We start from the raw sequence: 12,709 nt of genomic DNA on the forward strand, positions 1-12,709 counted from the left end.
ATTGTCAACGATACGCCGGGCCGTCCCAGGGCGCGCGGGCCCCGATGCGGGGCGGGCGCGGGGCGGCAGGGAGGGGGGTTAGAACTTGAACTGCGACACCGCAACGCCACGCAGCGGCTTGATCACGGTTTCGAACAGGTTCACCGTTTCAAAGCTGGCGGCGGTGGTGCGGGTGATGCGACAGGCCGTCATGACGGGGGCCTGGCCCACGATCACGACCAGACGGCCACCCACGCGCAGTTGGTACTTCAGCGCGTCCGGCACGACCGGCACCGAACCCGTGACCAGAATGGCGTCGTATTCGGTGGAGCCCCAGCCGTTGCGGGCGTCGCCGGTTTCAACCTTGACGTTGGTGACGTTGTTCATTTGCAGGTTCTGCTGCGCGAACGTCACCAGGCGGCTGTCGATTTCAACCGAGGTCACCTGTTGGGCCAGATAGCCCAGCAGCGCGGCCTGGTAGCCGGAACCGGTGCCGATTTCCAGTACGCAGTCGGACTTGGTCAATTGCAGTTCTTGCGCCAGACGCGCTTCAACCTTGGGGGCGAGCATGGTCTGGCGGGTGTTGACCGCATTGATTTCAAGCGGCAGTTCCAGGTCGGAAAACGCCAGGGCGCGCAGGGCCGGCGGAACGAATTGTTCGCGGCGCACATCGAACAGCGCTTGCAGCACGTTGGCGTCCAGGACGTCCCACGGGCGGATCTGCTGTTCCACCATATTGAAGCGGGCTTGTTCTACGTCGGGCAGGGTCGAAGCGTTCATGACGGTCAGGAAAAAACAGAGGAATCAGGCGGCCATTGTACCGATTCGTAGCGGCCTGTGACGGCGCGCGCCGCAGGCAGGTGTTTCAGCGCCCGGAAACGATTGCGGCGCTTCGAAAAGCGCCGCGATTATCAGCATACCCAGCGAGCAAGCCCCGGGCTGGGGCCGTCCGTTACCACCAGGCGTGGAAGTGATGCACCGGGCCGTGTCCCGACCCCACCGACAGCCGCTCGGCGTGGCGAATGGCTTCGGTCAGATAAGCCTTGGCGCGGCGCGCCGCCTCCGGTGCGTCCCCAATTTGAGGCAACAAGGCCGCCAGCGCTGCCGACAGCGTGCAACCGGTGCCGTGGGTATTTGCCGTTTCAATGCGGTGGCCGGGCAGCTCGATCATGCGGTCGCCGTCGTGCAGCAGGTCGATGGTCTCGTTGCCAGGCAGATGGCCGCCCTTGACCAGCACCCAGCGTTCGCCCGAATGCGCCAGCTTGTTGCGCAGGCGTTCGGCCACGCGCCGCATTTCCTTGACGGTTTCCACCGGCCGCTCTTCCAGCAGCACGCCAGCTTCGGGCAGGTTGGGCGTCAGCATCGTGCATTGCGGCAGCAGCGCTTCGCGCATGGCGCCCACGGCGTCGTTCTCCAGCAGCAGGTCGCCGCTTTTGGCCACCATGACCGGGTCCAACACCACATGCGCCGGGGTCCACTTGGCCAGCTTTTCAGCCACCACTTCAATCACCGGGCGCTGGCCCAGCATGCCGATCTTGACCGCGTCGATGCGCACGTCGGAGAACAGCGTATCGATCTGCAAGCCCACAAACGCGGGCGGCACGGCCGAGATGCCGGTGACGCCCTTCGTGTTCTGGGCCGTCAGCGCCGCGATGATGGCGCAACCATAGGCGCCCAGCGCGCTCATCGCCTTGACGTCGGCCAGGATGCCGGCGCCGCCGGACGGGTCGACGCCGGCAATGCTCAGCGCGTTGGGAATGGGACGGGCGTTGCCGTCCTGTTGGCGAGAGCTCATTTCGCCGCGCCCGGGCCGCCAGTGATCAGCCCTTCGGTGGGCGAGCTGGGCGCGCCGCTGTACAGCTTCTTGGGCATGCGGCCGGCCAGGAAGGCCTCGCGGCCGGCTTCCACGCCCTTTTTCATGGCGCTGGCCATCAGGATCGGGTCTTGCGCGCCAGCGATGGCGGTGTTCATCAGCACGGCGTCGCAGCCCAGTTCCATGGCGATGGCGGCATCCGACGCGGTGCCCACGCCAGCGTCCACCACGACCGGCACGCGGGCCTGATCGATGATCAGGCGCAGGTTCCAGGGGTTCAGGATGCCCATGCCCGAGCCGATCAGGGACGCCAGCGGCATCACCGCCACGGCGCCCATGTCTTCCAGCATGCGGCACTGGATGGGGTCGTCGGTGCAATAGACCATGACCTTGAAGCCCTCGTCCACCAGCGTCTTGGTGGCCTTCAGGGTTTCGGGCATGTTGGGGAACAGGGTGTGCGGGTCGCCCAGCACTTCCAGCTTGACGAGATCGTGGCCGTCCAGCAGTTCGCGCGCCAGGCGCAGCGTGCGCACGGCGTCGTCGGCGCTGTAGCAACCGGCCGTGTTGGGCAGCAGCGTGAATTTAGACGTTGGGACGTAGTCCAGCAGGTTCGGTTCGCCCGCGTTCTGGCCGATGTTGGTGCGGCGGATGGCGACGGTGACGATTTCCGTGCCGCTGGCGTCCAGCGCCGCGCGGGTCTGTTCAAAGTCCTTGTACTTGCCGGTGCCGACAAGCAGGCGCGACGAATAGGCGCGTCCGGCGATGGTGAGAGTGTCTTGTGTGGTCATGGCGGTGTTTCAAAGGGCGGGTGCGCACAGCGATGCCCGCGGTAGGCTGACTGAAAGGCTTTCGCGAATGATAAAGCACGATGTCGCGCCGCACGCCGAAGTCCATGAGAAGCGGCGTTCCGTTTTTCAAGGATTGCGCCAAATACCAAGAACGGATCAGCGCAGCCGGTCCAGGTCGGCGCAGATGGCTTCGGCCGCGTCGATCAGGCGCGGCCCAGGGCGATACAGCGCGTCGGCATCCACGCCGTAGACGTGCCCAAGGCGCGCGGCGGGCAGCCCCAGCGCCTGCCAGGCGGTCAGGTTGCGGGCTGTGTCCTCGGGCCGGCTTACGCCCGCCAACACGGCTTCGGGCCGGGCCGCCAGCACGCCTTCCAGGCTGACCTGGGGGGCCACGATGGGCGCCTGCCCAAAGACGTTGACGCCGCCGCAGATGCGCAATGCGTCGCTGACGATGCTGCTGTCGTTCAGGGTGTAGATCGGGTCCAGCCCGGCCTGGATGAAGACGCGCACGGGCCGGCGGCCGGCGTAGCGCTCGATCAGGGCGTCCAGGCGCGCGCGCAGTTGCGCGGCGGCCGGTTGGGCTTGTGCCTGGGTGCCGAACAACACGCCCATGCGTTCCACGGCGTCGGGTATGGCGGCCAGCGTCAAGGGGTCGCTGTAGAACACCGGCACGCCCAGCTTGTCCATGACGCGCACCACGGGTTGGGCCGCGGTGGGTTGCCAGGCAATCAGCAGGTCGGGGCGGACGGCGGCCACGCGTTCGGCGTCGGGTTGTGTGCCGTCGCCGATGACGGGCACCTGGCGCGCGGCGGGGGGGTAGTCGCTGCCGCGGATGGTGGCGGCAAGGTAGTCGCCCGCACCGGCCGCGTAAACCAGTTCGGTCGCATGAGGGGCCAGCGTGATGGCGCGGCGCGCGGGCGCGGCCAGGGAAACCGGGCGGCCCTTGTCGTCCTGCGTGTGGATGGCGGTGTCGGCGGGCGTTGCGACCGGGGTAGCGGCCAAGGGGGCGGACGAAGGTACGACCGAGGGGGCGTCCGAAGTTGCGGCCGACGCTGCGACCGAGGGCGCGGCCAGGGTCGCCGCCCAGGCCAGCAGGGCACCCTGGGCCAGCAGAAGGCCCAGGGACCGCTTCAGGAACCGCCCCGGGCAGGGGCGAATCAATGCGCGTGCGAACGTCATGCAAGAGCCGATAAGGTCAGCGAAGAACGCCGACTATATCGGATGTCCGCCATCAATAGCGCAGCGTGAGCGACGCGTAGAAATTGCGGCCCGGCGCCGGGTACAGGTTGTAGTTGGCAACCGGCCCCAGCATCTCGAACGACGCATTGCCACCGCGTATGCCGTAGGTGGCGTACTGGCGATCGAAGATGTTGTTCACGCCGATGGCGCCTTCGATGTTGCGCGTGAATTTGTACGCAACCTTCGTGTTGAACAGCACGTAGGCGTCCAGTTCCTTGTCGAACTGGTTGGCCTGGTCGTTGTCCATGCGCGACTTGCCCACGTACTGCGCCGACACGTTCCACAGGAAGGCGTCGGTGGGGCGCCAGGTCACGCCCGCATTGGCCAGCCACTTGGGCGCCAGCGGCACGGTCTTGCCGGCCAGGTCCACGCCCGCGTAGGTGCCCGAGCGGAATTGCGCTTCCATCCAGGTCAGGTTGGCATCCAGCGTGACGCTGCTGGACACGGCGGTGCGGCCTTCCAGTTCGATGCCTTGGCGGCGGGTCGGATCCAGGTTGGTGTTGGCGCCGGTGCCCGGGCCCCACATGCCGTCGGCCAGCGGGTTGTACTGGATTTCGTTGGTCAGGTCATAGCGGAAGTACGACAGGCGGGCGCTGCTGGCCGCGCCTTGCCACGTCACGCCGATTTCCTTGTCGGTGGACGTTTGCGGGGCCAGCGGGCTTTGCACCGACAGCAGTTCGTCTGCGTTGGGCAGGCGGAAGCTGCGGCCGACCTTGCCGTACAGGCCGAAGCCGGCCGACAGTTCCTGGCGCACGCCCAACTGCCAGGCGGTCAGGTGGTTGCTGCGGTCCGACGCGGTGCCCGATCCGCTAAGCACTTCCAGGTCGTCCGAGGCGTACTGGCGGCGCACGCCGGCCGTGACGGTGGTGCTGTCGGTGGCGCGGATCTGGCCTTCGGCGAACAGGCCGTACTGGTGCTGGCGCGATTGCCACTTCGACGGTTCGAAGTCGTAGTAGGCGTTCTGGTCGGCGGTGGTCTTGGATTCTTGCGCGTCGGCGCCGAACACGATGCTATGGCCGCCGTTGATCGGCAGGCGATAGCGCACGCTGGCAATGTTCTCTTCCAGCTTCTGGTCGCGCAAGGTGTCGCCAAAGCCGTCGAAAGACAGACCGTTCAGCTTCTTTTCGCGGGTGGACAGGTCGGCGTACAGCATGCCCGTGCCAATGGCTTGCTCCACTTGCAGGCCGAAGGTGGTGGACGTGGTCTTGACGTAGTCCACATCGTTCTTCGAGCCGCGCGGGTCGTCCTGGAATTCGTTCACGCCCGTCGACGGGCTGATCAGGCGCGGGCCGGGCAGTTCCAGCTTTTGCGTGGTGGTGCGGCCGTACAGGCGGATCGAGCCGTTGTCGTGGCGCAGCGTGATGCCACCGCCGCCGCCTTCGCGGCGCTCGCCGCTGTGGTCGCGGTAGCCGTCGCTGTGCAGCGACTGCATGTAGGCGTCTACGCCGACCTTCTGGTTGTTCAGGGCCACCGCGGCGTCGTACTGACGCAGGCCGTAGCTGCCAAACGTGGCGGTGGCGCGGGCCGTCACCGGCTCTTTCGAGAAATCCGATTTTGTGATGATGTTGATGACGCCGCCGGTCGTGCCGCCGCCGTACTGCACCGAACCGCTGCCGCGCACGATTTCAACGCGTTCCACCTGGTCCAGTGGCACCACGCCCAGGCTGGGGGCCGACAGGTCATTCGTGTTCTGCTTCACGCCGTCGATCAGGATCAGCGTGTTGCTGGCGCCCGTGATGCCGAAGCCGCGCAGGTCGACAATGGCGTTGTCGCTGGAGCTGCTGGTGTTGATCAGGTTGATGCCGGCCTGGGTCGACAGCAGGTCCTGCATGGTGCGGGCGCTGCTGGCTGCGATGTCTTCGGCGGTGATCACCGAAATGGACACCGGCAGCGTGCGGCCGTCGGTCGGCACGCGCTGGGCGGTGACGGTGACCGTGTCGAGTTCAGGGGTGGGGGAGGCAGCTTGCTGAGCGGCGGCGATGGCCGGAGCGGAACAGAGCAGGGCGCCGGCGTAACGCCGGATAGAGCGGGCTTTCATCTACGTAACCTCGATGCGACCCGCGACCCCGCAGGCCAATCACGATGGGAGGATGCCACCGCGCCACGTTGGGCCAGACTGGCCTGGCGCGGCGGCGATGGACTTCCTGACGAGCGAACTGGCCGGTATCGGGCTGCCATGGGCGCAAAGCGCGCATGGGGACCGTTGCGGGGGCAGCACAGGCTGGACGCGGGGCCTGCCGGCAGCCTGCTGTGTGGCAAGGCGGCGGCGGCCCGGGGGGCGTCTTCCTGTTTCCCGTTTACCTTTCGCACGCGGGCAGGCAAGTGTTGCGTTCTTGCCAGCCCAATGCGCCGAAAGCACCGGTTCGGGGCCGAAACTGTATCACCCGAGGGCGCGCGGGACCTCGTTTTGTTACGATCAGGGCTTGTTTTTTCGGCGTTTTTCGCTTTTTAGCCACATCCGCGCCGCCGTTGGCCAACTTTATCCCGGACCTGCCCGTGTCGTATCCCCGCCTGCCGTACCCGCCCGAAGCCTATACCCAAGGTGGTGAATTCGCCCGCCTGCTGGGCAAGCGCATCCTGATCCTGGACGGCGCCATGGGCACCATGATCCAGCGCTACAAGCTGGGCGAGGCAGACTTCCGGGGCGAGCGTTTCGCCGACCACGGCAAGGACGTCAAAGGCAATAACGAACTGCTGTCGCTGGTGCGCCCCGACGTCATCTCCGAGATCCACCGCCAGTATCTGGAAGCGGGCGCGGACGTCATCGAGACCAACACCTTCGGCGCCACCACCATCGCGCAGGGCGACTACGACCTGCCGGAACTGGCCTACGAACTGAACCTGGTTTCCGCGCAACTCGCGCGCGAAGCCTGTGACGCCTATAGCACGCCCGACAAGCCGCGTTTCGTGGCTGGCGCCCTGGGCCCGCAGCCCAAGACCGCGTCGATCTCGCCCGACGTGAATGACCCCGGCGCCCGCAACGTCACGTTCGACGAATTGCGTGTGGCTTATATAGAGCAGTTGAACGGGTTGCTGGACGGCGGCATCGACATCGTGCTGATCGAAACCATTTTCGACACGCTGAACGCCAAGGCCGCCATCTTCGCCACCGAAGAAGTGTTCGAAGCGCGCGGCATCCGCCTGCCCGTGATGATCTCGGGCACTGTGACCGACGCTTCCGGCCGCATCCTATCGGGCCAGACGGTCGAAGCCTTCTGGAATTCCGTGCGTCATGCGCGCCCCGTCACCATCGGCCTGAACTGCGCGCTGGGCGCGGCGCTGATGCGGCCCTACGTGGCCGAGCTGTCCAAGATCTGCGACACCTACGTCTGCGTGTATCCCAACGCCGGCCTGCCCAACCCCATGGCCGAAACCGGCTTTGACGAAACGCCCGCCGACACGTCCGCGCTGCTGGAAGAATTTGCCCGCGCAGGGCTGGTGAACATGTCGGGCGGTTGTTGCGGCACCACGCCCGACCACATCCGCGCCATTGCCGACAAGGTCACGGCGCTGACGCCGCGCGTCGTGCCCGACATTCCGGTCAAGACGCGCCTGTCCGGCCTGGAAGCGCTGAACATCGACGAAGACACGCTGTACGTCAACGTGGGCGAACGCACCAACGTGACGGGCAGCAAGATGTTCGCCCGCCTGATCCGCGAAGAAAAGTACGACGAGGCGCTGGCCGTGGCCCGCCAGCAGGTCGAGAACGGCGCGCAGATCATCGACATCAACATGGACGAGGCCATGCTGGATTCGGTGGCCTGCATGCACCGCTTCCTGAACCTGATCGCGTCCGAGCCCGACATCGCCCGCGTGCCGGTCATGATCGACAGTTCCAAGTGGGAAGTTATCGAAACCGGCCTGAAGTGCGTGCAGGGCAAGGCGGTGGTGAACTCCATTTCCATGAAGGAAGGAATCGAGCCCTTCCGCCATCACGCGCGCTTGTGCCGCCGCTACGGCGCGGCCGTGGTCGTCATGGCTTTTGACGAACTGGGCCAGGCCGACACGCTGGAACGCCGCAAGGAAATCTGCGGCCGCGCGTACAAGATCCTGGTGGACGAAGAAGGCTTCCCGCCGGAAGACATCATTTTCGACCCGAACGTTTTCGCGGTCGCCACCGGCATCGACGAACACAACCACTACGCGGTGGACTTCATTGAAGGCACCCGCTGGATCCGCGACAACCTGCCGCACGCCCGTATATCGGGCGGCGTGTCCAACGTCAGCTTCTCGTTCCGTGGCAACGAGCCGATGCGCGAAGCCATCCACACCGTGTTCCTGTATTACGCGGTCAAGGAAGGCATGACGATGGGCATCGTCAACGCCGGCCAGTTGGGCGTGTACGCCGACCTGGATCCCAAGCTGCGCGATCTGGTCGAAGACGTGGTGTTGGACCGCGCCGAACCCGTGGGCAAGACGGACCCGGCCGACGAACGCACGCCCACCGAACGCCTGGTGCAGTTTGCCGACAGCGTGAAGGGCTCCGGCGCCAAGCGCGAAGAAGACCTGACCTGGCGCAAGGCGGATGTCGAACAGCGCCTGTCGCACGCGCTGGTGCACGGCATCACCACGTTCATCGTGGAAGACACCGAAGAAGTGCGCCAGAAGATCTTTGACCGGGGCGGGCGCCCCATCGAAGTCATCGAAGGCCCGCTGATGGACGGCATGAACGTCGTGGGCGACCTGTTCGGCGAAGGCAAGATGTTCCTGCCGCAAGTGGTGAAGTCGGCCCGCGTCATGAAGCAGGCCGTGGCCCATTTGATTCCGTTCATCGAAGAAGAAAAACGCCAGATCGCGGCGGCCGGCGGCGACGTGCGCGCCAAGGGCAAGATCGTCATCGCCACCGTCAAGGGCGACGTGCACGACATCGGCAAGAACATCGTGTCGGTGGTCTTGCAGTGCAATAACTTCGAAGTCGTGAACATGGGCGTGATGGTGCCCTGCGCGCAGATCCTGGAAAAAGCCAAGGAAGAAAACGCCGACATCGTCGGCCTGTCCGGCCTGATCACGCCCAGCCTGGAAGAAATGGCCTACGTGGCCAGCGAAATGCAGCGCGACGACTACTTCCGCAGCCGCAAGCTGCCGTTGATGATCGGCGGCGCCACCACCAGCCGCGTGCACACCGCCGTGAAGATCGCGCCCAACTACGACGGCCCGGTCATCTATGTGCCCGACGCCAGCCGTTCGGTGGGTGTGGCCACCAACCTGATGTCGGACCAATCCGAAACCTACCTGGCCGATTTGGCCCAAGAATACGAAGACGTGCGCCGCCGCCACGCCAACCGCAAGGCCACGCCGATTTTGCCGCTGGCCGACGCGCGCGCCTCGCGTCCGGTCATCGATTGGGACAACTACACGCCGCCGCGCCCGAAGTTCATCGGCCGCCGCACGTTCAAGAGCTATGACCTGGCCGAGATCGTGAAGTACGTGGATTGGGGTCCGTTCTTCCAGACGTGGAGCCTGTTCGGCCCGTTCCCCGCCATTCTTGACGACAAGGTCGTGGGCGAGCAGGCGCGCAAGGTCTACGCCGATGGCCTGGCCATGATGAAGCGCATCGTCGAAGGCCGCTGGCTGACCGCCAACGGCGTGGTGGGCTTCTACCCGGCCAACAGCGTCAACGACGAAGACATCGAAATCTACAAGGACGAAACGCGCAGCGAAGTGCTGTTCACGTATCGCAACCTGCGCCAGCAGGGCGCCAAGCGCGAAGGCGTCAGCAACAAGTCGCTGTCGGACTACATCGCGCCCAAATCGTCGGGCAAGATGGACTACATCGGCATGTTCGCCGTCACGGCGGGCATTGGCATCGAGAAAAAGGAAGCGGAATTCGAGAAGGCGCTGGATGACTATTCCAGCATCATGTTGAAGTCCCTGGCCGACCGCCTGGCCGAAGGCTTCGCCGAATGCCTGCATGCCCGCGTGCGCCAGGACCTGTGGGGCTACGCGCCCGACGAAGCCCTGAGCAACGAAGACATGATTGCCGAAAAATACGTGGGCATCCGCCCCGCGCCCGGCTACCCGGCCTGCCCGGAACACGTTGTGAAAACCGACATGTTCCGCGTGCTGGACGGCAGCGACATCGGCATGATGCTGACCGACAGCTACGCCATGTACCCCGCGTCCAGCGTGTCCGGCTTCTACTTCAGCCACCCCGACTCGCAATACTTCAATGTGGGCGTGATCGGCGAAGACCAGCTTGAGGACTACGCCAAGCGCAGCGCCCGCAGCATCGAAGACCTGAAGCGCACGCTGGCGCCGAACCTGGGCTAAGGCGCCGGCCTTTCGGGCCGAGGCGCTGGCCCTTTGGTCGGATCAAGGAGCCGGCCCTTCGGACAAAGGTGCCGGCTCGGCGGGACTAAGCGCCAGTCCCGGTCATTGGCGTCTGTGGCGCCTATATCCGACCATCGCCGCCTATTCCCGCTTATTGCTTCGGCGGGGCGATGCGGCCCAGGATGCATTCAACGGTCAGCCCGATGGCCAGCACCGTCCGGTCCTCGCCCGGCAGCCCGTCGATTTCCAACCCCACCGGCAAGCCTTCTTTCGACAGCCCGGCAGGCACGCTCAAACCCGGCAGGCCGGCGTTGCTGCCGGGGTCCACGTTGCGGGCCAATTCGCTGAACGTCTCGAAGCTGCTGGCTTCCGGCGTGGCGGCCGGCGGCAGGATCGGCACCGTCGGAAAGAGCAGGCCGTCCAACTGGTGTTCCTGGAACGCGCGGCGGTAAACGTCGATGAGTTCATCGCGCTGTTGCGCGATAACGCGCTCGTACAGCGGTTGCAGCGCCAGCACCTGGCCTTCCGGCGTGGGCAGCACGCCGGGCACGATCAAGCCGTCGAAGATACCTTTGACGTCGGGGCTGGATATCTGCGCCACCACCTCGTCAAAGCTCACGCCCGTGCCATAGCGTTGCAGGTAGGCGGTCAGGTCGGGCTTTTGTTCGTACAGGCATAGCGGCATGCCCACCGCCGCGTTCGCGGCCGGTAGCTCGGGCATGTCGATTTCCACCAATTGCACGCCCGCATCACGCAGCTTTTGCAGCGCGGCGTAAGTAACGTCGCGCACCTGCTGGTCCAGGTCCGTCCAGAAATAACTGGCCAGGCCCAGGCGGATGTTCTGCGCAGGCAGGGCGGCAAGCGGGGCGGCGTCGTTGGCCAGCACCGCGTCCAGCAGCACGATGTCGTCCATGCAGTTGGCGATGGGCCCCGGCGTGTCGCGCGTGTGCGAAATGGGCGTGATGCCCGCGCCGTCGTAGCGCCCGACCGACGGCCGGAAACCCGCGGCCCCGTTCACCGACGCGGGCAGGCGCACCGAAGCGCCCGTGTCGGTGCCCAGCGCGGCCGGCGTTAGGCGCGCGCCCACCGCCGCGCCGCTGCCGGACGACGAGCCTCCGGCGATGCGGCTGTGGTCGTAGGCGTTGCGCGTGCCGTCGCCCAACGGGCCGGGAAACGCGGTGTTGTAGCCCGACACGCCAAAGGCCAGTTCATGCATGTTGGTCTTGCCCACGATGACCGCGCCTGCCGCGCGCAGCCGTTGCACCACCGGCGCGTCCTCGGCGGGTCGAAACGATTTCAGCGCGGGTGTGCCGGCCGTGTTGGGCAAGCCGGCCACGTGAATGTTGTCCTTGATGGCGATGGGCACGCCGCCCAACGGCCCCTTGCCTGGCTTGGCGTCATAGGCGTGGGCTTGCTCCAGCGCGCCGTCGCGGTCCACGGTGATGAAGGCGTTCAGCGCCGCATGGGCATCGATGCGGTCCAGGCAGGCCTGGGTCAGCGCGACGCTGGATAAGCGCCCTTCGCGGATCAGGGCGGCGGCCTGGCCGACGGTCAGGGTGGCCAGGGTATCGTCGCCGGCCGGGTGCGGCACAGGCTGGGCGGACGAGGGCTGTTGGGATGATTCGGGCATGACGCTCCCTTCTGCTCGGACTATGGAACCGCCATCTATACCTGCTACAGGCCGGGCCTGTCGAGCGCGGCGCGGCGGCGCACCCATCGATGCACTGTGGTTTACCACTTTAATACTGGTAAACCATGATTCCGAATATTGGTAAACCACTTATGATTTGGTCTAACCACTTTTTGAACTCCATGACTCTGCAACTGATCCCCAAACCCGACGAAACGGCCAGCAAGCCGGTGGCGGACCGCGCCTATGTGCGGCTGGCCGCGCAGATCCAGGCTCTGGTCGCCCAAGGCGAATTCGCCGTCGGCAAGCGGCTGCCGGCCGAACGCGCGCTGGCTGAACGTTTCGACGTCAGCCGCACCGCGTTGCGCGAAGCGATCATCGCGCTGGAATTGCAAGGGGTGGTGGAAGTGCGGGGCGGGTCGGGCATCTACGTCTGCGAATCCAAGCCCGGCGTGGCCCGCCTGCCAGCCGCGCAGGAAGTCGGGGCCGGGCCGTTTGAGTTGCTGCGGGCGCGCTGCCTGATCGAATCCGAAATCGCCGCGCTGGCCGCCACTACCCGTAATGACGCCGACCTGGACCGCATCTTTGAAGCGCTCACCACGATGCGCGAACAGATGATGGACAAAGCGGCCAACGAAGAGGCCGACCGCCGCTTTCACCTGTACATCGCCCAGTCCACCGGCAATAGCGTGCTGCTGGCGACGGTGACGTCGATGTGGGACCAGGCCCAAGGCCCGATCTGGGAAAAGATTGAACAGCATTTCCATACGCAGGCATTGCGCCAGGCATCGCAGGAAGACCACCAGCGCATCTTCAGCGCCTTGGTCGCGAGCGATGCGCAGGCGGCCAGGCAAGCGATGCGCGCTCACCTTGAGCGCGTTATCGGTGAGTTCGCGCAGGGGTGGCGATAGCGCATCCCGGCATGCAGTGCCCCAGGTGGCCCCCGGCAGAGCGCGGAAGATAACCGCGTCCCGGACCCGGGCCTTACAA

Annotated in this window: 8 protein-coding genes; 2 read left to right on the plus strand and 6 right to left on the minus strand. The window is 65.7% G+C overall.

Translation table 11 applies throughout. The annotated features are described in order from the left end of the window. Window positions 1-78 precede the first annotated feature (78 nt). From WBR68_RS19460 to WBR68_RS19480, 5 genes are all read right to left on the minus strand, one after another. Window positions 79-759, minus strand: coding sequence for a protein-L-isoaspartate O-methyltransferase family protein (locus tag WBR68_RS19460; protein WP_050449103.1), 681 nt, complete (start codon window positions 757-759; stop codon window positions 79-81). 172 nt (window positions 760-931) lie between these two features. Next, window positions 932-1,774, minus strand: a complete 843-nt coding sequence (thiD, locus tag WBR68_RS19465) for a bifunctional hydroxymethylpyrimidine kinase/phosphomethylpyrimidine kinase (RefSeq protein WP_230695015.1) — start codon at window positions 1,772-1,774, stop codon at window positions 932-934. Continuing rightward, entirely contained in the window at window positions 1,771-2,580 is an 810-nt protein-coding gene (locus WBR68_RS19470) for a thiazole synthase (protein ID WP_050449101.1), read from the minus strand. Before WBR68_RS19470 ends, thiD begins: the two co-directional genes overlap by 4 nt. A gap of 156 nt (window positions 2,581-2,736) precedes the next feature. Then, window positions 2,737-3,759, minus strand: coding sequence for a cobalamin-binding protein (locus WBR68_RS19475; protein ID WP_230695016.1), 1,023 nt, complete (start codon window positions 3,757-3,759; stop codon window positions 2,737-2,739). Between the two features lie 52 nt (window positions 3,760-3,811). Further along, window positions 3,812-5,857: a TonB-dependent receptor gene (locus WBR68_RS19480; RefSeq protein WP_050449100.1), complete on the minus strand. Its 2,046-nt coding sequence runs from the start codon at window positions 5,855-5,857 to the stop codon at window positions 3,812-3,814. Between the two features lie 458 nt (window positions 5,858-6,315). Between WBR68_RS19480 and metH the strand changes: the two genes are divergently transcribed. Further along, window positions 6,316-10,089: a methionine synthase gene (gene metH / locus WBR68_RS19485; protein ID WP_230695017.1), complete on the plus strand. Its 3,774-nt coding sequence runs from the start codon at window positions 6,316-6,318 to the stop codon at window positions 10,087-10,089. Between the two features lie 151 nt (window positions 10,090-10,240). Here the strand turns inward: metH and iaaH are convergent, their stop codons facing one another. Continuing rightward, complete coding sequence (gene iaaH, locus WBR68_RS19490; RefSeq protein WP_230695018.1) at window positions 10,241-11,719, minus strand: indoleacetamide hydrolase; 1,479 nt, start codon at window positions 11,717-11,719, stop codon at window positions 10,241-10,243. Between the two features lie 182 nt (window positions 11,720-11,901). Here iaaH and WBR68_RS19495 point away from each other — a divergent pair, with 182 nt between their 5' ends. Beyond that, window positions 11,902-12,630, plus strand: a complete 729-nt coding sequence (locus WBR68_RS19495; protein ID WP_127183353.1) for a FadR/GntR family transcriptional regulator — start codon at window positions 11,902-11,904, stop codon at window positions 12,628-12,630. Window positions 12,631-12,709: the final 79 nt, after the last annotated feature.

The organism is Achromobacter sp. JD-1 (genome assembly GCF_038594925.1).
GTDB lineage: Bacteria > Pseudomonadota > Gammaproteobacteria > Burkholderiales > Burkholderiaceae_B > Achromobacter > Achromobacter spanius_C.